General features: G+C 68.7%; 17 protein-coding genes. 11 read left to right on the top strand and 6 right to left on the bottom strand.

Translation table 11 applies throughout. The annotated features are described in order from the left end of the window. Positions 1 to 43: 43 nt before the first annotated feature. The 3 genes from ACIQTX_RS00410 to ACIQTX_RS00400 are packed head-to-tail and all read right to left on the bottom strand — an operon-like array spanning position 44 to position 3,272. Entirely contained in the window at positions 44 to 1,069 is a 1,026-nt protein-coding gene (locus tag ACIQTX_RS00410) for a Gfo/Idh/MocA family protein (RefSeq protein WP_402967435.1), read from the bottom strand. Beyond that, positions 1,066 to 2,091, bottom strand: a complete 1,026-nt coding sequence (locus ACIQTX_RS00405) for a Gfo/Idh/MocA family protein (RefSeq protein ID WP_402967432.1) — start codon at positions 2,089 to 2,091, stop codon at positions 1,066 to 1,068. Before ACIQTX_RS00405 ends, ACIQTX_RS00410 begins: the two co-directional genes overlap by 4 nt. Beyond that, positions 2,088 to 3,272, bottom strand: coding sequence for an ROK family protein (locus ACIQTX_RS00400; protein ID WP_402967429.1), 1,185 nt, complete (start codon positions 3,270 to 3,272; stop codon positions 2,088 to 2,090). The genes ACIQTX_RS00405 and ACIQTX_RS00400 overlap by 4 nt, the downstream gene beginning before the upstream one ends. Positions 3,273 to 3,462: 190 nt before the next feature. On the opposite strand from ACIQTX_RS00400, the gene ACIQTX_RS00395 reads away from it, so the two are divergent. The 9 genes from ACIQTX_RS00395 to ACIQTX_RS00355 all read left to right on the top strand — a co-directional run bounded on the left by ACIQTX_RS00395 (position 3,463) and on the right by ACIQTX_RS00355 (position 13,906). Beyond that, positions 3,463 to 4,704, top strand: coding sequence for an ABC transporter substrate-binding protein (locus tag ACIQTX_RS00395; RefSeq protein WP_105528158.1), 1,242 nt, complete (start codon positions 3,463 to 3,465; stop codon positions 4,702 to 4,704). Between the two features lie 90 nt (positions 4,705 to 4,794). Beyond that, entirely contained in the window at positions 4,795 to 5,700 is a 906-nt protein-coding gene (locus ACIQTX_RS00390; protein WP_402967425.1) for a carbohydrate ABC transporter permease, read from the top strand. Then, positions 5,697 to 6,602 (top strand): carbohydrate ABC transporter permease, encoded by a 906-nt coding sequence (locus ACIQTX_RS00385; RefSeq protein ID WP_028501396.1) that lies wholly within the window; start codon positions 5,697 to 5,699, stop codon positions 6,600 to 6,602. The genes ACIQTX_RS00390 and ACIQTX_RS00385 overlap by 4 nt, the downstream gene beginning before the upstream one ends. A gap of 19 nt (positions 6,603 to 6,621) precedes the next feature. Then, positions 6,622 to 7,656 (top strand): NAD-dependent epimerase/dehydratase family protein, encoded by a 1,035-nt coding sequence (locus ACIQTX_RS00380; RefSeq protein ID WP_402967421.1) that lies wholly within the window; start codon positions 6,622 to 6,624, stop codon positions 7,654 to 7,656. Next, complete coding sequence (locus ACIQTX_RS00375) at positions 7,656 to 8,717, top strand: dihydrodipicolinate synthase family protein (RefSeq protein WP_402967418.1); 1,062 nt, start codon at positions 7,656 to 7,658, stop codon at positions 8,715 to 8,717. The genes ACIQTX_RS00380 and ACIQTX_RS00375 overlap by 1 nt, the downstream gene beginning before the upstream one ends. A gap of 20 nt (positions 8,718 to 8,737) precedes the next feature. Then, on the top strand, positions 8,738 to 9,751 hold the full coding sequence (locus ACIQTX_RS00370) for a hydroxyacid dehydrogenase (RefSeq protein WP_402967415.1): 1,014 nt from the start codon (positions 8,738 to 8,740) through the stop codon (positions 9,749 to 9,751). Beyond that, on the top strand, positions 9,748 to 10,695 hold the full coding sequence (locus tag ACIQTX_RS00365) for a hypothetical protein (RefSeq protein ID WP_402967412.1): 948 nt from the start codon (positions 9,748 to 9,750) through the stop codon (positions 10,693 to 10,695). Before ACIQTX_RS00370 ends, ACIQTX_RS00365 begins: the two co-directional genes overlap by 4 nt. Continuing rightward, a complete protein-coding gene (locus ACIQTX_RS00360) occupies positions 10,692 to 11,618 on the top strand; it encodes a GNAT family N-acetyltransferase (RefSeq protein WP_402967409.1) in 927 nt (308 codons plus the stop codon). The genes ACIQTX_RS00365 and ACIQTX_RS00360 overlap by 4 nt, the downstream gene beginning before the upstream one ends. Before the next feature lie 107 nt (positions 11,619 to 11,725). After that, positions 11,726 to 13,906: a peptidase C14 gene (locus tag ACIQTX_RS00355; protein WP_402967406.1), complete on the top strand. Its 2,181-nt coding sequence runs from the start codon at positions 11,726 to 11,728 to the stop codon at positions 13,904 to 13,906. A 146-nt stretch (positions 13,907 to 14,052) separates the two neighbouring features. Here ACIQTX_RS00355 and ACIQTX_RS00350 read toward each other — a convergent pair whose 3' ends face one another. The 3 genes from ACIQTX_RS00350 to ACIQTX_RS00340 form a co-directional block, all read right to left on the bottom strand. Further along, entirely contained in the window at positions 14,053 to 15,039 is a 987-nt protein-coding gene (locus ACIQTX_RS00350) for a zinc-binding alcohol dehydrogenase family protein (RefSeq protein WP_402967403.1), read from the bottom strand. A 120-nt stretch (positions 15,040 to 15,159) separates the two neighbouring features. Beyond that, positions 15,160 to 16,002: an SDR family NAD(P)-dependent oxidoreductase gene (locus tag ACIQTX_RS00345; protein WP_402967400.1), complete on the bottom strand. Its 843-nt coding sequence runs from the start codon at positions 16,000 to 16,002 to the stop codon at positions 15,160 to 15,162. Between the two features lie 7 nt (positions 16,003 to 16,009). Then, positions 16,010 to 16,660, bottom strand: a complete 651-nt coding sequence (locus ACIQTX_RS00340) for a GntR family transcriptional regulator (RefSeq protein ID WP_105528417.1) — start codon at positions 16,658 to 16,660, stop codon at positions 16,010 to 16,012. Positions 16,661 to 16,810: 150 nt separating this feature from the next. Here ACIQTX_RS00340 and ACIQTX_RS00335 point away from each other — a divergent pair, with 150 nt between their 5' ends. Both ACIQTX_RS00335 and ACIQTX_RS00330 read left to right on the top strand, forming a co-directional pair. Next, positions 16,811 to 18,175, top strand: a complete 1,365-nt coding sequence (locus tag ACIQTX_RS00335) for an MFS transporter (RefSeq protein ID WP_402967397.1) — start codon at positions 16,811 to 16,813, stop codon at positions 18,173 to 18,175. Beyond that, positions 18,175 to 20,361 (top strand): peptidase C14, encoded by a 2,187-nt coding sequence (locus ACIQTX_RS00330; protein ID WP_402967394.1) that lies wholly within the window; start codon positions 18,175 to 18,177, stop codon positions 20,359 to 20,361. The genes ACIQTX_RS00335 and ACIQTX_RS00330 overlap by 1 nt, the downstream gene beginning before the upstream one ends. The last annotated feature ends 17 nt before the right edge of the window (positions 20,362 to 20,378 follow it).

Here is a 20,378-nt window from a genome sequence, read left to right as displayed (position 1 = left end):
CCTCAGCCGGGATCGGAACCGATCGCGCGATTCGAAAGCGGAGTCATGTGAGCGCGACGACCTCGCCGCCGCGGGATGCGGAGGCCTGCGCGGCCTTGGCGATCTCGACCGTGCGGATGCCCACGCCGGCGTCGGGCTGGGGCTGCCTGCCCTCACGCAGAGCGCGGACGAACTCGTCGAGCAGCAGGGCGTCGAGGTCGGCGCCGACCGGGCTCCACGTCTCCCCCTGCGCATCGTGCCCGGCGACGCCCTTGGCGAAGGGGCTGACCGTGACCGTCCCGCGCTCGGCGACGACCTGCAGCGTGAGTCCGCCCCAGGTGGCCGAGCTCATCGGCCAGCTCCAGGAGCAGTCGATCGTGGCGATGACCCCGCTCGGGTACTGGATCGTGACGAGTCCGCCGGTCTCGACCTCGAGCTCTCGCTGCGCGTGCAGGATGCTGTTCGACACGGCGCGCACGGACCGGGCCCGCTCGCCCAGCAACTCGTCGAGCAGGTCGGCGCAGTGCACGACGTGGTCGACCAGGGCTCCGCCCCCGGCCAGCTCCGGATCGGTGAACCACGCCCGGTCCTGAGGGAGTTTTCCGTTGTTGATGCCGGTGACGCCGAGGATCTTCCCGAGGCGGCCGCTGCGCAGCTCGGCGATGGCGTCGCGAACACTCGGGGCGAAGCGCACCGGGTAGGCGACCATCAGGATCACGCCGGCCCGCTCACAGGCCTCGCGCATCGCGATCGCGTCCTCCACCGAGGTGGCAAGCGGCTTCTCGCAGAGCACGTGCACCCCGGCCGCGGCTGCACGCTCGACGAGGGCGCGGTGCCGGGAGTTCTCGGCGGCGATGACGACGGCATCCGGGTTCCAGGCGAAGGCCTCGTCGTAGCTGTCGACGTAGGCGACACCGAGCTCGGCGGCCAGCGCGGCGCCACGAGGGGCGTCGTCGGGAGCCGTGGCACCGTCGGGGTCGGCGGCGATCAGCTCGACCCCGGGCATCTCCTTCAGCGCGTGCACGTAGCTCAGGGCATGCGTGTGCGCGAACGACAGCACGGCGATCCGCAGCGGGGCGGGAGTGGTCATCGGGCAGCCTCCTCGGCCTCGGAGGTGGAGCGTTCAGGGGAGTGGTCGGACAGCGTGACCGGAGCGCCGGCGGCGATCGAGGCGTACGCGGCCTCGGCCACGGCGACGGCCTCGATACCGTCCGCAGGGCTGACCCTGGCCTCACGGCCTTCGCGCAGCGCGGCGACGAAGTCGGCGATCTCGGCGAAGTACGGGCTCTCCTGCGGTGACATCGGCGGCAGGTAGTCGGTGGCGCCCTCGGGGGCCACCGCGTCGGTGCGCAGCGCGTTGTCGTCGGCGCTGTCGTAGCGCAGTCGTCCCTCGGAGCCGGCGACCTCGACGCTCGTGCGGAAGGGCATGCCCGGTGCGACCCAGCTGCCGTGGATGTGGCTGATCACGCCGTTGCGGTGGGTGAGCACGACGTGCGAGGTGACGGGCGCGGGCACCCTGTCATCGACGGTCGGTGGGTTCTGCACCGCGAAGACGGTCGCGACGGGGCCGGCGAACCACACCGCCTGGTCGATGTCGTGGATCATCAGGTCGCGGATCACTCCGCCGCCCGTGCTCTCCGTGAAGAACCAGGGCGCCTGGGGTGCGGACCCTGCCCGGCTGAACCGCTGCACCGCGAGGGTGCCGATGCGGCCGGCGTCGATGCCCGCCTTGATCTGCGCGTACTCGCCCATGTAGCGCACGACATGGGCCGGGAAGAGCCGAACGCCGGCGGCCTCTGCGGCCCGCGCGACGGTGGTGGCGGCTTCGGCCGTGGCCGCGAGCGGCTTCTCGCAGATCACGTCGCGGCCGCTCGCGATGGCCCGCAGCGCGAAGTCGGCATGGGTGCTGCTCGGGGTGACGATGTCGACGACGTCGACCAGTCCGATGAGCGTGTCGATGTCGTCGACGAGCTCGAACCCGTACTCGTCGGCGATCTCCTCCGCCCCCACGAGCGAGGTGACATAGCCCTCGGCGCCGAGCGCCCGCCAGGCATCGGCATGCACGCGCGAGATGCCGCCGGCGCCGATGAGTCCGACCTTCAACGTGCTCACTGCTTCTCCTCGATGTTCTCGACGGTCGTGTCGTCGGTCCCGGCCGGTTCGTGCGGCAGGGGGGTGATGGGCGGTGCCGGCATGTCTTCGATGCCGTAGATCTCGGCGGCGTGCCGGTGGAATGCGTGCACGACCGCGCCGTGGGCCGCAGCTTCGGCGCCCAGTCGTGCTTCGGCGATCGGCACCTGGAACGGCAGCCCGAGGTGGCCGGGCAGGGCGGCCCGCAGCGGATCGAGCAGCTGCTCGTGAGCTGCGGAGAGTCCGCCGCCGATCACGATCATGGCCGGGTCGACAGTCATGGTCAGGGTGGCGATGCCGTGGGCGAGCTCGTCGATGAAGCCGTCGAGTTCCTGCTGCGCGGCCGTGTCTCCGCCGCGGGCGAGGGTGAACACCTCGGCGGCGGTCGGGGCCGTGCGCCACGAGATCTGCCCGGTCTCGGTGTTCAGCCCGCGGAAGGCGAGGCGGCCGATGTCACCGGCGGCGTTGTGGATGCCGCGGCGCGGGCGTCCGCCGAGGATGAGACCCATCGCGATGCGGTTGCCGACCGAAAGGTAGATCACGTCGTCGACGAGCTGCGCGACTCCGAGGTGGTGCTCAGCGACGGCGGCCAGACGCACGCCGTTGTCGACCGCGACGGGGCAGCCGAACGCGTGCCGCAGCTGCGAGCCGATGTCGATGCCCGACCACTCGGGGATCACGACCGAGGTCGTCACGCGCCCGGCGTCGTCGACGATGCCGGGGAGCGAGACGCCGACCGCGCGCACTTTCGAGGCGGGGATCGAGACGGCGGAGAGCGTACGGCGCACGTCGTCGATCACGGCGGCGAGCTTCGAGGCTCCGTCCGGCTGCTCGGCGACTCCGGAGTAGCTGCGCTGGGCGATCACGAGACCTGCGAGGTCGGCCAGCACGACACGGACGCTCGCGACGCCGATGTCGACACCGACCACGGTCCCGGCAGCGGCGTGGAACGAGTAGCGGCGGGCGGGGCGTCCGGCACCGCCGCCGTTGTGCACAGGGGCATCGATGATCAGGCCGGAGTCGGCCAGCACCGTCACGGCGTTCTCGACCGAGGTGCGCGAGATCTCGAGCGACCGTGAGAGGTCGTTCACGGTCGCAGGCCCCGCGTCGCGCAGCTGCAGAGCAGATCGCGCAACGATCGAGAGCGGACTGGTCACGACCATGTGCGGGTCCCTTCTTCTTCTCCGTCGCCGGGTGCGATCAAATTAGCACACCCAATTCTCAGATCAAGCTTTGTTGTTCTCGAACGAGAAACACGGCTGAAACACGGCTCTGAGAACTTGTGCTTGACGAATTATCCCATTGCAGTGTCATAATGAACCGTACTCAGCACGGTATAAGCAAAGGAGCACCATGCGCGTCAGCAAGATCACCGGCGTCGTCGCGGGAATCGCGGCCGCCACCCTGTTGGCCGGATGTTCGGCCGGCGGAGGCAACACCGCAGAGGGCGAGCAGGACATCACCGTCTGGCTCTACCCGGTCATCGCCGATGAGGCGGTGCACAAGGACTTCTGGGACTCGACGATCGCCGACTTCGAGAAGCAGAACGAGAACATCAACGTCAAGTACGAGATCTTCCCGTGGGCGAACCGCGACGAGGCTCTCCAGACCGCGATCGCGGCCGGCAAGGGCCCCGACGTCGTCTACCTGATCCCCGACCAGCTCGCCGCGTACCAGAAGTCGATCGCCCCGCTCAACGATCTGCTGAGCGAGGAGCGCCAGGGCGACCTGCTGCCGAACGTGAAGAAGTCGGTCACGCTCGACGGCGACATCCTCGGTGCACCGATCCTCACCAGTGCCCAGCCCCTCATCTGCAACGCCGCAGCCTTCGAAGCCGCCGGCGTCACCGAGTACCCCGAGACCTGGGACGACATCAAGGAGATGGCCCCCAAGTTCACGGAGAAGGGCATGTACGCCCTGAACTACCCGGCGTCGGCCGAGAACACCCTCAACCTCACCTACTACCCGCTGCTGTGGCAGGCCGGTGGCGAGGTCTACACGAAGGACGGCGACGTCGGCTTCGACAGCAAGGCCGGCGAGCAGGCGCTCACCTTCCTCACCGACCTGGCCGACGCCGGCGCCCTCGACCCCGAGGCGCTCACCACGAACGTGCCGCTCGAGCAGACCGCCATCGCGCAGGGCAAGGTCGGCTGCACCTGGAACAACGCGGTCCCCGAGGTCTTGCCCTTCTGGGGCGAGGAGAACGTGAAGGTCCTCGCACCGCTGACCGACAAGGAGACGGTGGCCTACGGCACGGTCGGCTCGCTCTCGGTGCTCAAGGGCTCCAAGGCGCAGGATGCCGCGGCGAAGTTCGCGGAGTTCGCGACCGGCGCCGACGTGGTCGAGCCGTACCTGAAGGCCGCCGGCTTCTTCTCGGCGCTCAGCACCACCGAGCCGCTGTACGCGGATGACCCGCTGCTCGGCGAGGTCGAGAAGTACGTTCCCGACACCACGGTGGGCGAACTCAACGCCTCGTCGCGCGCGCTGATGGGCGTGCTCGCGCCGGAGATCCAGGCCGCACTCCTCGGAGACAAGTCTCCGGAGGACGCGCTGAAGGATGCCGCGACAGCTGCGGCACCGCTGATCAAGAAGTAGCTGGTCGAGAAGTAACACCCCGGGGGCATGCGGAGCCCGAACTCCGTATGCCCCCGCACCCCTTCACCCCCCCCACGTGAGGTATCACTGATGACGACGGCAACCACGGCGAAGAAGCCCGCAGGGCGGGTCACGCGGGTGCTCGCACGACGAGAGGCGCGCATCGCGTTCCTGTTCGTGCTCCCCGCCTTCCTCCTGTTCATCGCCTTCCGCTTCGGCCCGAGCATCGTGGGCGTCGCGCTGAGCTTCTTCGACTACGACATCACCGGCGAGATCTCCTGGCGGGGTCTCGACCACTTCCAGCGCATGGTCGCCGACCCGCTGTTCTGGCGGGCGATGGGCACCACCCTCATCTACACGGTGTTCGCAGTGCCGATCGCGCTCGTGCTCTCCACCGTGATGGCCCTCGGTGTGCGTCGGGCCTTCCGGGGCGCGCGCTTCTTCCGCTCGATCTTCTTCCTCCCCGTCATCACCTCGCTGGTGCTGGCCGGGTCGATCTTCGTCTGGATCTTCTCCGCGAACGGACCCTGGTCGGCGCTGATGACGCCGCTGGGTCTCGGTGGATCCTGGCTCGGCAGCACCGTTCTCGTGATCCCCGCGATCGTCGTCGTCGGCGTCTGGTCGCGGTTCGGCTACGGGATGATGATCCTCATCGCCGCCTTGCAGGATGTGCCGCGCGAGCTCGAGGAGGCGGCCCTGATGGACGGCGCCAACGCCTGGCAGCGCTTCCGGTACATCATCCTCCCGGTGCTGCGGCCGACGTTCTTCTTCCTGGCGGTGATCGAGACGACGGCCGCGTTCCAGGTCTTCGACGTCATCTACGTGATGACCCAGGGCGGGCCCGCGAACGCCAGCTACTCGCTCGTCTACATGCTCTACGACCAGGGCTTCCGCTACTTCGACTACGGCTACGCGGCCGCCATCGGTGTGGCCCTGTTCATCATGACCCTCGTCGTCGCGCTCATCCAGCGCCTGGTGATCGGAAAGCAGAAATGACCGCTCTGTTGCAGCCTCCGACCCAGACGCCGGCGACGCCGCCGAAGATGTCGAACAAGCAGCGTCGTGCCTACCGCGCGCTCCAGCCCACCGGCTGGGGGGTCGTCGGCCGGTGGATCTGGCTGAGCCTGGCCGGCATCCTCAGCTTCTTCCCCTTCTATGCGATGGTCGTGCTGAGCCTGAAGCCCGGCATGGTCGTCGAGCTCCCGGGTTCCCTGCTGCCCTTCCAGGACATCTCGTTCGATGCCTACGAGCAGGTGCTCGCCGGACAGAACATCCTCGGCTGGCTCGGCAACACCCTCATCTACTCGCTCGTCTCGGTCGTCGCGGTGCTGTTCCTCTCGGCGCTCGCCGGCTACGCCTTCGCCAAGAAGCGCTTCCGCGGCAAAGAGGTGATGTTCTGGTCGTTCCTCGCGATGGTGATGGTCCCGTTCCACGTCACCCTCATCCCGACGTTCATCCTGATGGCGAACCTCGGCGGCGTCGACACCTACTGGGGCCTGATCCTGCCGTCGCTGGCGAACGCACAGGCCGTGTTCCTCATGCGCCAGTTCATCTCGGGCCTCCCCGACGAGCTGTTCGAGGCCGCGCGCATCGACGGCGCGGGGGAGTTCCGCATCTTCCTGCGGATCGTGCTGCCGCTGTGCAAGCCGATCCTGGCGACGCTGGGCATCTTCGTCTTCCTGTGGCACTGGAACGACTTCCTGTGGCCGCTCATCATCGCGAAGTCCAATGCGATGTTCACACTCACCGTCGGCATCTCGTCGCTGCAGCAGCAGAACGTCCCGCTGAGCACCATGCTCGCCGGATCCGTCGTGGCTCTGCTGCCCATCTTCCTCGCGTACCTCATCGCTCAGCGGTACGTGCAGGAGGGCGTGGCCGGTACGGGCATCAAGGGCTGAGAAGAAGGGAAAGCACGACATGACTCAGCACAGTTTCACTTCGGAAGCCGATCTCGAGGAGGCGCTCGCCACACCGAGCGCCGGCCTGATCGACGACCTCTCGCGCGGGGCGGGCGACCTCGTGATCCTCGGTGCGGGCGGCAAGATGGGCCCGACGCTCGCGATGCTCGCCCGCCGCGGAATGGATGCCGCCGGGCGCAAGGACGATGCGGTCTACGCCGTCTCCCGGTTCGGCGACGCCGCGATCCGCGAGCGTCTGGAGGCCGCGGGCGTGAAGGTCGTCTCGTTCGACCTGATCGAGAACGACGACTTCGCATCGCTGCCGGATGCCCCGAACGTGGTCTTCATGGTCGGCGCGAAGTTCGGCGCTGCAACCAACGCCTCCTGGGCCTGGGAGGTCAACGCCGCCCTGCCCGATCGTGTCGCCCGCCGCTACCGCGACAGTGCGATCTCGGTGCTGTCGACCGGCAACGTCTATCCGTTCCTGCCCGCCTCGTCCGGCGGAGCATCCGAAGAGGTGCAGCCCGCGCCGATCGGCGAGTACGCGCAGTCGTGCCTCGGACGCGAGCGGGTGTTCGAGTTCGGCGCCCAGGAGCGCGGCACCAAGGTCGCCATCATCCGCCTGAACTACGCCGTCGACCTGCGTTACGGCGTGCTCGCCGACATCGGCAGCGCCGTGCACGCGGGGCAGCCCGTCTCGGTCGCCACGGCCAACGTCAACGTGATCTGGCAGGGCTACGCGAACGAGGTCGTGCTCCGCAGCCTCGTGCATGCCTCGACCGCCCCGTTCACGATCAACCTCACCGGCCCCGAGCTGCTGAGCGTCGAATCGATCGCCCGCCGCTTCGGCACCCTGTTCGACCGCGAGGTCGAGATCGTCGACGAGCCGCAGCCCACCGCGCTGCTCAGCGATGCACGTCGCTGCATGGCGCTGTTCGGCTACCCGTCCGTCTCGGCCGAGACCCTGATCGGCATGCAGGCCGGGTGGATCGAGAAGGGCCTCCCGATGATCGCCAAGCCGACCAAGTGGGCCGTGCGGGACGGGAAGTTCTGATGGCGGTTCCCACCCTGCGACCGGAGGCCGCAGCCACCCTCGCCCGCGGGGCCGTGATCCCGGCGCACCCGCTCGCGCTGACCGCAGAGCGGCGGATCGACGAACGCCGCCAGCGCGCCCTCACCCGGTATTACCTCGACGCGGGTGCCGGGGGCATCGCCGTCGGGGTGCATACGACCCAGTTCGAGATCCGCGACCCCGAGCACGCTCTGTTCGAGCCCGTGCTCGCGCTCGCCGCAGAGGAGTTGGATGCCCGCGCGGATGCCGACGTGGTGCGCATCGCCGGTGTGGCCGGTGGCACGGCCCAGGCGGTGGCCGAGGCCGAGCTCGCCCGCGACCTCGGCTACGACGCCGTGCTGGTGAGTCCTCGTGTCGCCGGAGCCGACGAGCGCGCCCTGCTCGAACGCGCCCGTGCCGTGGGTGAGGTGCTGCCGGTGGTCGGCTTCTACCTGCAGACCGCGATCGGCGGACCCGTGCTCGACCGGGACTTCTGGCGCGAGTTCGCCTCGATCCCGGCCGTCGTCGCGGTCAAGGCCGCGCCCTTCGACCGCTACCGCACGCTCGAGCTGGTGCGCGGGGTCGCGGCCTCGGGTCGGGCCGACGAGATCGCGCTCTACACCGGCAACGACGACGCGATCGTGGCCGACCTGCTCTCCGAGTTCCACGTGGAGTCGCCCTCCGGTGCGCGCACGCTGCGCTTCGTCGGAGGGCTGCTCGGCCAGTGGGCCGTCGGCACCCGGGCGGCGGTCTCACTCCTCGAACGCGCGCAGCGGGCGATGGACGGAGACGAAGACGCCTACCGCGAGCTGGGACTCGTCGCCTCTGACATGGTCGACGTGAACCAGGCGGTGTTCGACCCGGGCAACGACTTCGCCGGAGTGATCGCCGGCGTGCACGAGATGCTGCGCCAACAGGGTCTGCTCGACGGCGTCTGGTGCCTCGACCCCGCTGAGGGCCTCTCGCCCGGTCAGGCCGAGGAGATCGAGCGGGTGCGCCACGCGTATCCCGACCTGAACGACGACGCCTTCATCGCCGAGAACCTCGAGGCCTGGTTGAGGTGAGCGTTGAGATGAGTGTTGAGATGAGTGTCGAGATGAGTGCGCCGACCGTGGTCGCGGTCGTCTCGGAAGAGCTCTTCGCGGAGTTCTTCTCGGGCGAGGATGCCGAGCGCCTGCGTGCGGTCGCCGCTCGTCTCGGAGGCTCATTCGTGCGCGTCGACCGTCTCACGCAGGCGGAGCTCGGCGAAGCACGCATCGTCATCACGAGCTGGGGTGTCGGCCCCTTCGACGCCTCGGTGCTCGCATCGCTGCCGAAGCTCGAACTCATCGCGCACACCGGCGCCACCATCAAGCCCTTCGCGACCGATGAGCTGTTCGATCGCGGTGTCGTCGTGACCCAGGCGGGTGCGGGCATGGCGCGGCCGGTCGCGGAGGTGTCGTTGACCTTCACGCTCGCGCTGCTGCACCGGGTGCCCGAGATGCACAACGCGCTGCGCGCGGGCGACGGCTGGTACGACGCGGATGCCGTGGGCGTGCAGCGCGAGATCCTCGACACACCCATCGCCGTGATCGGAGCCTCTCGCACCGGCCGGGCATACCTCGAACTGATCCGCGCACTCGGCGCCGTGCCACTGCTGGTCGACCCGACGATCGATGCCGCCGCCGCTGCAGCATTGGGGGCCGAGCTTCTGCCGCTCGACGAAGCCCTGGCGCGCGCGCAGATCGTCGCCGTGCACGCTCCCACGCTGCCCGAGACCCACCACCTGATCGGTCGCCGCGAGCTCGCCCTCATGCGCGACGGCGCGGGGCTCGTGAACACCGCGCGATCCTGGCTCGTCGACGAGGCCGCGCTGATCGAGGAACTCCAGCGCGGCCGGCTCAGCGCGGCGATCGACGTTTTCGACGAGGAGCCGTTCGCCGTGGACAGCCCGTTCCGGACGCTGCCCGGCGTGCTGGTCACCCCGCACCGGGCGGCGGGCACGAGTCAGGGACGACTGCGTCAGGGGCGGATCGTCGCCGACGAGGTCGAGGCCTTCGCCGCGGGGCGTTCCCTCGCACACACCGTCTCCCGCGACCAGCTGTCTTCGATGGCATGACCGGCACGCCGCTGCGCGTGGCCTTCGCCGGACTCGCGCACTCGCACCCGTACACCGACGCCACGAACGTTCGAGCGCTCGGTGCCGAGGTCGTGGGGGTGCACGATGCGGATGCGGCGGCTGCGGGCGAGTTCGCGGCACGTTTCGGCGGGGCGGCGGTGGCCTCCGTGGGCGGGTTGGCGGCGCTCCGGCCCGACCTCGTCATCGCGACGCCGCGTCCGCACGAGGTCGGTCCCCTCCTCCGTGCGCTCGGCGGCGGGCAGGCTCCGGTCTTCGTGAACAAGGTCATCGCGGCGACGGCCGCTCAGATCATCGAGGTCGACCGCGCGCTCGCGGCATCCTCCGTGCCCGTCGGCACGAGTTCCGTCCTCCGCTTCGCCCCTGCGCTCAGGGCTCTTGTCCGGGAGGTCACGGTCGACGATGTCCTCGCGCTCCGCGTGCACGCGCAGCACGACAACGCGGCATTCCAGGTACCGGATCGCGCGTGGCAGGACGATCCGCAGCTCGGCGGAGGCACCGCCGTGACGGTCGGGGTGCACGCATGGGAGATGCTCGACGTGCTGCTGCCGGGGGCTGTGCTCGTCTCGGGATCGGGCTGGACGCGCACGCGCGACGGATCAGCCACCACATCGGAGGATGCCGCCGGCATCGAAGGCCTGCTGCGGGTTCCGGGTGCGGAGCGCGAGGTCCCGGTGCAGGTTCTGGTCACCGGTGTGCCGGGCGCGGACGCGTACGCGGTGGATGTGGTGACGGCCACCGGCATCCATTCGGTCGCACTCGATGCGGATGGCGATGACGCGAACGCGGCGCTGGGCTTCCGCGGCCTGATCCGTGCCCTGCTCGATGCGGCGCCGCACGGGGCGACCGTGGCTCCCTGGCACGAGGCGCAGACCGTCGTGGCGAATACGATTCGTGCCGCCGAGATCGCGCGGGGTGAGGCATGAGCGACGCGATGATCCGTCGGGCACGCGCTGAGGATCAGGCCGAGCTCACGGCACTGTGGGCGACGGCGTTCACCCCTCCACTCGCTCCCGACCAGTGGCTCATCGACCCCGAACGGCTCGTGCACACGCTCGTGGCCGAAGACGAAGACGGCCTGTGCGGTTCGATCTACGGCCTGCCCAAGCGGCTGCGTGAGTCCGATGGCGTCGCCGAGGTGCATGCGATCGGCAGCGTCGCGGTCGCCGAGCGCGCCAGGGGGCACGGTCTCGCCCGTCGGCTCGTGGCTGCGACATTGCAGTCGGCGCACGAGGCGGACTGGGCGCTGCTGTTCACGGGCACCCCGGAGGTGTATCGCTCGAGTGACTTCGAGACCTTCTCGATGGCGCGGACTCTGACCGGGCCCTGGCATGCTCCCGTGCCGGCGCGGACAACGGATCAGGTCGTGCGCGAGACGGTCGGGCTCGGCAGCTTCCGTCCGCTGCGCGAGGTCTACGAGCGTTCGCGCGCAGGTCGAGTCGTGCTGGCTCCGGTGCGTGGCGATCGTGACATCGCGATGGCCGAGGTGCGTTTGAGGGGCGCGATCCTCTATCGCCGGACCGAGGGCTCGACGGTCGTCGGCTACGCGGTCGCCGAGCACCGAGGCGACGTCGGCATGCTCCTGGAGAGCGCAGTGCTCCCCGGCATCGAGGCCGACGCCGACGGAGTGCGCGACGACCTGCTCTCCGCGATCGCCGCGGACTGGGCATCCGCCGGGGTGACGTCGTGCGATCTCGCCGTCCCCGCGCTGCCGGATGAGGATCGGGCGCTCCGCGCCTTCGCGCCCGAGGCCGTGCGGCAGGACGACCGTACCGGGATGATCCGTCCGCTGCGGCGCGAGGCGCGAGTGCACGGCATTCGCCACTTCACGGCGGGCGACTACTTCTGAGCACTTGCTCGGAGACAGCACTGGGGACTGGGGATCGATCGGATGATGCGGCCCGGCCGAATGACCGGACGCCTGACCGCGGCGATGACGCCGCAAGGAGGATGAGCATGACCCAGAAGATGAGCAAGGCCCCGCAGGAGATCAACCCGCAGGAGAGGAACGAGACCGCTGCTCTGCGCAGCAGGCGCATGCTGCTCGCCGGATTTGGCGCGGCGGCGATCGGCGGTGTGGTGGCCGTCAGTGCGCAGACCCCCGCGCAGGCCGCCGGTCCCATCGCGACGCAGGGCAATTCGGGATCGTCGTCAGTGGCCAACGCCGGCACGGCGACCGCGCTCGTATCGCGCAAGGGCAAGGACGGCGACCTCGCGCGCACGGCAGGGTACGCGACGGCAGGCGACGGCGGTGCGGGGCTGTACCGCTTCGTGAAGAAGGATGCTCCCGCGGCGAACGGCGGCACGGTGCTCGGAGCCCCCAAGGGCGGTGCCTGGCTGCTCGTGCATGACGGGGTCGTGGACTTCCGGATGTTCGGGATCATGGATGCGAGCGTCAACGCCGACGACGCACTCGACGCCATGGTGAACGACGCGAGCATCCACCGCATCGAGGGGCACAGCCCTCTCAACTTCGTGCGCCGCCACAAGTTCTCCCGGTCGGGCATCGCGTTCGACTTCGGCGGGCACCTGATGACGACCGCGGGCATCGAGAACGCCGGCAAGGACGATCCGTTCGCGGCGGTCATGTTCTTCCGCGGCGAGGTGACCGATTCCGTGCACGAGGCGAAGCTCGGAGAGGTCGTGCCGGATCTCGGGGACGTCTTCCCGGTGGCCGACTCCTCGTTCTTCGCGGTCGGCGACTGGTACGCGGCGGAGGTGAACGCGCTGTCGGGTCGCTGGGAGCGCGAGCTGCAGCGGATGGTGCAGGTCACCCAGATCGTCGACGGCACGCACATCCGCATCAACTACAAGAACGGCTGGCCGCTCGGCAAAGACCGCACGATGACGTGGCGCCGGGTCGTTCCAGTGCAGGACGTGACGGTGTCGAACCTGAAGTTCCTCGGCACCGGCACCGACGAGTACACCGGCTCGCACCCGCTGGCCTTCGAGTACGCGGTGCGCTGCGACGTCGACCACATCGACGGCACCGGCACGTTCTGGCCGCTCATCCAGCGCCGGTGGAACACCTACTACTCGACCGTGAGCTGCACGCTGAAGAACCCGACCTCGGTCACCTGGGGCGGTGCCGGCTACCTGACGCAGCAGATCTACTGCCTCTACGGATACGTCGCCAACTGCCACACCGCGAACGCCCGGCACCTGAACGACTTCACCGCGAGTGCCTACTGCCTGGTCGAGAACTGCCACGGCGACGGCGACGACCAGGGTCCGTTCGTCACGCACGGGCAGTACGAGCACGACCTCACCTACACCGGCAACTCGGGGCTCATGACCTTCGCGAACTCCGGGGCGGCCTGGGGTTCTGCAGCCAAGCGCATCACGGTGCGCAAGCATGTGTGCTCGTGGTTCGTCGCCCGCGTGCGCATCACCGACCTCACCCTCGAAGACGTGCAGGTGATCGGCAAGCCCTCGCTCGCGGGGTCGGGGATGCTGTGGATCAACGCCGACGGCGCGCAGCTGCGCGGGTGCACGGCATCCGACACCCTCGTGATCACCCAGGCCTCCGACAACTCGGCACGGCCGACCGTGATCGCCGACTCGCACTTCACGTTCGTCGCTCCCGGCGAGCTCACCAACGCCACGGTGAAGACGCCCGTCACGTTCGTCGACACCGTGCTCGATCGGGTCGGCGGCATGAAGATCGCGGGGGCGGGAGCGGTCACGTTCCGCGGATCGACCCTCACCGCCGCAGACGACGCGGCACCCATCGTGTCGTCATCGGAGCGACTGCGGTTCGAGGGGTCGACGCTCCGCAACGCCCGCATCGCGGCGGCACGAGGAGAGCGGCAGGCGGTGGAGGTCTCGGGATCGGACGTCGCGATCAAGGGCGGAACCGGTGTCTCGCGGACCGGCGACGGCGAGCTGCACCTGACGCTGTCCGACAGTACCTTCCGCGCGGAGGGGGCGGCCACGCACGTCTCGGTCACGAAGGGCGCGACCCACTATCGCGCGGTCGGCAACCGCTTCGAGGGCGGGGCGCTGGAGCTGACGGATGCCGCGTTCGGCGCGTCGTCCACCCTGTTGCACACCGGCAACGTGGAGTCGGGTGTGACTCGCACGGCCTTCCCCGCCGAGGGCCCTCGCGTCGTCGACACCGCGAACCTCGCGGTCTGACCCCGGCGCGCGTTTTCGGGCGCGAGTGTGTTTCTGGGCGCGAGTGCACGGGATGCAGCCGAGTGCACGGCTTCTCGACATGAGGAAGCCGTGCACTCGGCGAGAACCCGTGCACTCGGGGCGGGCTGGACTGGGACGGGGGTGGGTCAGAGGCCGGTCACCACGACGAGCTTGCCAGCGGCGGTGCCCTGCTCCATCGCGGTGTGGGCCTCGGCGATCTGGTCGAACGCGTAGACCCGGTCGATCGGCACGGTGGCGTCGCCTGCCGCGACCGCATCGAGGAAGCCCTGGAGCACGGTCGGAGGCAGGTCGGCCGCACCTCCGCCGTACGCGCTGAGGCGCACGCCGCGGGGGATGTACTCGATCGGGTAGAAGTCCTTCACGGTCCACTCGTTCGACAGCATCCCGGTGAAGCAGACGACGCCGTGCACGCGGGTCGAGCGGAGCGTGTCGGGGAGGGTCGGCGTTCCGACCAGCTCGAGGGCCGTGTCGACGCCGTCGGGGAGGATCGCCCTGACCTGCGCCTGCACGTCGCCGTCGTCGATGAGCACGTGGTCGACGCCGATCGCGGTGAGGGCGTCTGCCTTGTTCGGGTTGCGTGTGGTGGAGAACACGGTCATCCCGCGCTGCTTCGCGAGCACCGCGGTCGCCATGCCGATGGAGGAGGTGCCGCCGCGGATCAGGATCGACTGGCCGGGCTGGGCGTCGAGCCCCACGGTGAGGGATCCGTGCGAGGTCTGCAGCATCTCAGGGACAGCGCCGAGGATGCTCCAGTCCAAGTCGCTCTCGAACGCGATGACCTGGGTTGCGGGAACGCAGGTGTACTCGGCGTACCCGCCGTCGTAGGTGCGACCCATGTCGCCCATCATCGCCACGACCTGCTGTCCGGGGGTGAACTCTCCGCCGGGGGCTTCGACGACCACGCCCGTCGCCTCGATACCGAGCACGCGGGGGAAGGTGACGCCCGATGCCAACCCGAGTCGGGTGTGGAGCTCTGAGCGATTCAGGCCGAATGCCTTGACCTGGATCAGCACCCACCCGTCGCGCGGGGTGGGGATCGGGAGTTCCCTGATCGTGAGCGACTCCGCTGGTCCCGGCTCGTCGAGGACGATCGCGCGCATCGTTTCGGTCATGAGGTGGCTCCTGCCGTCGGTGGGTCGTCGGAAAACCTGGTTACTTTCCGCGGCAAGTATATGTCGGTTCGAAGAGAACGGGCCCGACCCTCAGGAAACTCCTCATCGCGGGGACAGCGCTCAGTTCGAAGGCAGTCCGACGAGCTCGATGCTGCGCTGCCACAGCGCCTCGGCGAGATCGGCGTCGTTCGCCTGCGGGTTGACCTTCGTGGTGAGCTGGCGCTCGTCGTAGTAGCCCCCGGAGAACCAGGTCTCGTCGGGGGTGCCCTCGATGAACCAGCGCAGCGTGGCTCCGCCCTTGTCCGGGCCGATGAGCATGACGTGCTTGAGCGGCGTGCGGTAGAGCACTCGCATGATGCTCGACGACTCCGCGGCGAAGTTCGTCCGCACCGTGCCGGGGTGGAATGCGACAGCGCTCAACCCCTGGGCGTGGAACTTCGTGTGCAGGCTCTTCGCGAACAGCACGTTCGCGAGCTTCGCGTCGCCGTAGGCCTTGTTCGGACTGAAGTGGCGGGAGTTGTCGAGGTCGTCGACGTCGAGGTGGCCGAACAGGCGGTGGGCGATGCTCGAGGTGTTGATGACCGTGCCTTCGGCCTGCAACAGCTGCGGCAGCAGCAGGTTCGTGAGGAGGAACGGTGCCAGGTGGTTGACCTGCATCGTCTTCTCGAACCCGTCGACCGTCGGGGTTCGATCTCCGAAGATTCCGCCCGCGTTGTTCGCCAGAACGTGGATGCCGTCGTCGCCGACCGCTTCCGTGATCTCCCCGGCCAGCTCCCGCACATCGTCGAGGCGAGCGAAGTCGGCCGTGAACCATTCCGCTCCGGTCTCCTCGGCGACGGCGCGGGTCTTCTCGACGGACCGGCCGATCAGGATGAGGCGATGCGGCGAAGAAGCGAGCTGGCGCGCGGCCGCCGCTCCGATCCCGTCCGATGCTCCGGTGATGATGATCGTCTGCGCGGTCATGGCGTGCTCAGTCGGCCGTCGGCGTGATGCGCTTGACCGCCCTGGTCACGTGTTCGGCGATCACCGCCTGCGCGCGGTCGGGGTCTCCGCTCGCGATGGCGTCGACGATCTGCTGATGGCTGCGCACGTGTTCCTCCTGCTCTGCGGGATCGAGCGCTGCGTTGGCAGCGTGCAGGAAGCCGGTGATGCGACCGCGCAACTGCCCGCTCACCTCGTCGAGGAAGCGGTGCTCGGCGAGGTCGGCGAGTGTCTCGTGGAAGAGCCGGTCTTGGCGCAGCACCTCGTCGATGTCACCGGGCGCGGCATCCGACATCGCCTGGATGATCGCGCCGAGCCGGGCGGCGGACTCCTCATCCCACCGCTCCTGCACGCGGATCGCCATGAACTGCTCGAGCACGATCCGCAGACTCGAGATCTCTTCGAGGTCTTGTGCGCTCAGCTGTGCGACCCTGGCGCCGCGGCGGGGTTCGCGCGTGATGAGGCGCTCCTCGGCGAGGCGCGTGAGTGCCTCGCGCACCGGGATGTGGCTGACGCCGAGCCGGTCGGCGAGTTTGCGCTCGACGAGGCGTTCGCCGGGGGCGAGCTCTCCGGAGTGGATGGCCGAGCGCAGCTCGTCTGCGACCTGTTCGGCGATGTTCTGGTCTGACACGCTGCGCATTCGGGGCCCTTCTCGATCCGCGGTGCCGTCTCGTCGAGCGGGCGCGCATTCGTTCGCTCGATGCTATGGCATTTTCCGGATGGGTGGACACGGTGAGAGATTTGCTAGATGCTATAGCAAGCCCATTCGAACGATGACGAAGGAGTTGTCATGTCCGGGAACGGAATCGCCCCCGATACACGAACGCCGGAGGAGGTCGGAGCCTCCGCCATGAAGAAGGCGATCTGGCGCCTCGGTCCGTTCCTCGGATTGCTGTACCTCGTCGCGTACATGGATCGCAACAATGCCGGCTTCGCCAAGCTCGAGATGACGGCGGCATTGCAGATCACCGAGGCCGTCTTCGGGTTCGCGGCCGGCATCTTCTTCATCGGGTATCTGCTGTTCGAGGTTCCGAGCAACCTGTTGCTGGAGAGGTTCGGCGCCCGCAAGTGGATCGCGCGCATCATGATCTCCTGGGGCATCGTCGCGTCGTTGACGGCCTTCGTGCAGGACGGGACCCAGTTCGCGATCGCCCGGTTCGTCCTCGGCATCGCGGAGGCCGGGTTCTTCCCGGGTGTGCTCCTCTATCTCACGCTCTGGTTCCCGAGGCAGTACCGCACGCAGGTGCTCGCGGTGTTCGTACTGTCGAACCCGATCGCGAACGCGGTCGCCGCGCCGCTGTCGGGCTGGATGCTCGAGCTGCACGGCATGTGGGGCCTCGACGGGTGGCAGCTCGTCTTCCTGCTGCAGGGCATCCCTGCGGTACTCCTCGCCTTCGTCGTCTTCTTCTGGCTGCCCGATCGTCCGCAGGATGCTCGTTGGCTGGACTCGACCGAGCAGCGGTGGATCAACGACACCCTCGTCGCCGAGACCGCGGCGACTGAGCAGAAGCACGGACGTCTGCGCCTGCGCGAGGTGTTCAGCAACGGCCGTCTGTGGACCCTGATCGTGCTGTTCTTCGGAGTCGTGTTCGGAGCCTACGGTCTGGGGATGTGGCTGCCGACGATCGTGAAGAGCATGGGCGACTTCTCCAACTCGACGACCGGATGGCTCGTCGCGCTGCCGAACCTGTGCGCCGCGCTCGTCATGCTTCCGTGGGAGCGCGCTGCGAGGAAGCAGGGCAACATCCCGCTGCAGATCGGCATCACTCTCACCATCACCGCGCTGTCGCTCATCGCGGCGGTCGCCGCGCAGGGCACGCCTATCCTCGCGCTCGCCGCACTGTGCGTCGGTATGTCGGCGCTGTTCTCGACCACACCGCTGTTCTGGAGTCTGCCGCCCATGGTGCTCACGGGTACCGCGGCGGCGGCCGGGCTCGCCTTCATCAACTCGGTGGGCAACCTCGCCGGATTCGCCGGCCCGTACGCGATCGGCTGGATCAGTGAGACCACCGGATCGGCGATCTGGGGGCTGTTGCTCATCGCCGCCCTCACGCTGCTCGGCGCGACCATCGCGTTCGTGCTGAGCCGGCGGGCCGACTTCACGGTGCCGGCCGAGGTGCTCGTGAAGGTGGACACGAACTCCGAGGTGCGGTGATGTCCCGCCGCGATGCGGATGCGCGGGTGCATTCGACGAGTCGACGCGCGCTCATGACCGGGCTCGGCGCTGTCGCGCTCGGTGCTGCCGGCTCCCTCGCCGTTGGAGCGCCCGCACAGGCGGCTCCCGCCGCGACGGGTGCGAAGGACATCACCAGAGCCGAGTCCGTCGCCGATCTATCTCGGCTTCGGGCGCGTGAAGGCGAGATCGCGATCGTCGCCGGCTACCGCACCCCTGGCGACGCCGGGCTGCTCGTGTATGTAGGGGTCGGTGAGGCGGATGTCGAGGCCAACGGCGGCACGGTGATCGGCGGAAAGAACCGCACCAGGTGGCTGCTGCAGCACGACGGCACCGTCGACTTCCGGGCTTTCGGCATCACGGGCCCCGAGGTCGCGGCCGACGATGCGCTCGCCGCGATGGTGAACGATCTCCGCATCAGGCGGATCGAGGCGAGCACGGATCTGCTGTTCCAGCGGCGGCATCGCTTCAGCCGCTCCCACCTCGAGATCGACTTCGGCGGTCATGTCATCACGACGGAGGGCATCGAGGCGAACACCCATGACAATCCGTTCGGTGCGGTGATGTTCTTCACCGGGGTGTCGCGTGACGTCGTCGTCGAGCACGCGTTGACGCAAGCCTGGCCGGAGCTGACGGATGCGGTCGAAGTGCCCGATGCGTCGAAGTTCCCTGTCGACTCGTGGTGGGCGGTGCAGTGCGATCCGGTCGCCGGAGGTGGGGCGGATGAACGAGAGATCCAACGATTCGTCCAGGTGACGCAGCAGATCGACGGTCAGCACATCCGGGTCGACTATCTCAACGGCTGGCCGCTGGAGAAGGGGCGAAAGCTCACCTGGCGTCAGATGGATCCCGTCGCGGGAGTGCGCATCTCGAACATGCGGTTCCTCGGGGCAGGTCCCTTCGACGGGCCCACCGACGGCTCCTTCCCCGACTCGCGTGAGCTCACCGGATCGCACCCGATCGCGTTCGAGTACGCCATCCACTGTGATGTCGCCGACGTTCACGCCAGCCGCACCTGGTGGCCGGTCGTGATGCGGCGGTGGAACACCCACTTCTCGACCGAACGCTGCTCGGTCGAGAACCCTCCCACGGTGTTCTACGGCGGCGCGGGCTATCTCACGCAGCAGATCTACTGCCTCTACGGGCGGGTGAGCGACTGCACGTCATCGAACGCACGACACCTCAACGACCTGACCGCCAGTGCGTACTGCATCGTCGAGAACTGTCACGGTGACGGCGATGATCAGGGCGGGAACCCCTTCACCACGCACGGCCAGTACGAGCACGACCTCACCTTCATCGGGTGCTCGGGGCTGATGGACATCGCCAATTCGGGTGCGCAATGGGGCACTTCCGCCAAGCGCATCACGGTGCGCGACCACGTCTGCTCGTGGTTCGTCGCCGGCACGAAGATCAGCGACCTGACGCTCGAGAACGTCCGGGTGATCGGGAGGTCGACCTTCGACCCGCAGGCGACCATGACGATCAACGCCGACGGGGCCCAGTTGCGCGGGTGCACGGCCGGGCTGTTGGCCATCGGGCAGCGGTCGGGTCGATCGTCGCGGCCGACGACGATCGAGGACTGCACCTTCGCGCTCCCCAAGGATCAGGTGCTCATCCAGACCCCTGTCACCGTCCCCGTCAGCTTCGTGCGCTGCACGATCACGGGAATCGACGGGATGAAGGCTCGCGGCGCGGGCGCCGTCGAGTTCGTCGACTGCCGCCTGAGCGGACCTGCCGCCGGTGCCCCCGCCGAGCTCGGGGCGTCGAGGGTCACCCTCCGGGGCGGCACCGTGCGAGACGTGCTGCTCACCGCGACCGCCGTGCGCGACCAGATCATCTCGATCGAGGGGGTCGAGCTCAACACCGAGCGCGACGAGGGTGCCATGGTGTCCAGGGCCGCCGGTGCCGGGGTCATCACCTGGCGTCTGAGCGGCCTGACCTCCACGATGGAGAAGGGCGCGGCACACCTCGACATCGGCACGGGTGTCAATCATGCACGCGTCACCGGCACCCAGTTCGTCGGAGGGCGGCTGCGGTTGGCCGGGGGATTCGCCGAGCCCTCGACGCTGCTCTACAGCGACTGCGTCGAGCGCGGGGTGGAGGCGACTCTTCCCGAGGCGGGTGCGCGAGTGCTGATCGCCGACGTGCTGAAGGTCGATGCGTAGACCACGGTGCGGTGAGG

Origin of the sequence: Microbacterium sp. NPDC090281, from assembly GCF_044769635.1 — a bacterium.
In the GTDB taxonomy this organism is placed as follows: domain Bacteria; phylum Actinomycetota; class Actinomycetes; order Actinomycetales; family Microbacteriaceae; genus Microbacterium.
Note: the sequence above shows the minus strand (reverse complement) of the source record. Positions and strands in the feature narration are given on the sequence as shown.

What these genes read in the sequence shown, in the direction of transcription:
- ACIQTX_RS00410 (WP_402967435.1), bottom strand. Translation starts at nt 1,069, where the DNA reads ATGACCACTCCCGCCCCGCTGCGGATCGCCGTGCTGTCGTTCGCGCAC.
- ACIQTX_RS00400 (WP_402967429.1), bottom strand. Translation starts at nt 3,272, where the DNA reads ATGGTCGTGACCAGTCCGCTCTCGATCGTTGCGCGATCTGCTCTGCAG.
- ACIQTX_RS00395 (WP_105528158.1), top strand. Translation starts at nt 3,463, where the DNA reads ATGCGCGTCAGCAAGATCACCGGCGTCGTCGCGGGAATCGCGGCCGCC.
- ACIQTX_RS00390 (WP_402967425.1), top strand. Translation starts at nt 4,795, where the DNA reads ATGACGACGGCAACCACGGCGAAGAAGCCCGCAGGGCGGGTCACGCGG.
- ACIQTX_RS00385 (WP_028501396.1), top strand. Translation starts at nt 5,697, where the DNA reads ATGACCGCTCTGTTGCAGCCTCCGACCCAGACGCCGGCGACGCCGCCG.
- ACIQTX_RS00380 (WP_402967421.1), top strand. Translation starts at nt 6,622, where the DNA reads ATGACTCAGCACAGTTTCACTTCGGAAGCCGATCTCGAGGAGGCGCTC.
- ACIQTX_RS00375 (WP_402967418.1), top strand. Translation starts at nt 7,656, where the DNA reads ATGGCGGTTCCCACCCTGCGACCGGAGGCCGCAGCCACCCTCGCCCGC.
- ACIQTX_RS00370 (WP_402967415.1), top strand. Translation starts at nt 8,738, where the DNA reads ATGAGTGTCGAGATGAGTGCGCCGACCGTGGTCGCGGTCGTCTCGGAA.
- ACIQTX_RS00365 (WP_402967412.1), top strand. Translation starts at nt 9,748, where the DNA reads ATGACCGGCACGCCGCTGCGCGTGGCCTTCGCCGGACTCGCGCACTCG.
- ACIQTX_RS00360 (WP_402967409.1), top strand. Translation starts at nt 10,692, where the DNA reads ATGAGCGACGCGATGATCCGTCGGGCACGCGCTGAGGATCAGGCCGAG.
- ACIQTX_RS00355 (WP_402967406.1), top strand. Translation starts at nt 11,726, where the DNA reads ATGACCCAGAAGATGAGCAAGGCCCCGCAGGAGATCAACCCGCAGGAG.
- ACIQTX_RS00350 (WP_402967403.1), bottom strand. Translation starts at nt 15,039, where the DNA reads ATGACCGAAACGATGCGCGCGATCGTCCTCGACGAGCCGGGACCAGCG.
- ACIQTX_RS00345 (WP_402967400.1), bottom strand. Translation starts at nt 16,002, where the DNA reads ATGACCGCGCAGACGATCATCATCACCGGAGCATCGGACGGGATCGGA.
- ACIQTX_RS00340 (WP_105528417.1), bottom strand. Translation starts at nt 16,660, where the DNA reads ATGCGCAGCGTGTCAGACCAGAACATCGCCGAACAGGTCGCAGACGAG.
- ACIQTX_RS00335 (WP_402967397.1), top strand. Translation starts at nt 16,811, where the DNA reads ATGTCCGGGAACGGAATCGCCCCCGATACACGAACGCCGGAGGAGGTC.
- ACIQTX_RS00330 (WP_402967394.1), top strand. Translation starts at nt 18,175, where the DNA reads ATGTCCCGCCGCGATGCGGATGCGCGGGTGCATTCGACGAGTCGACGC.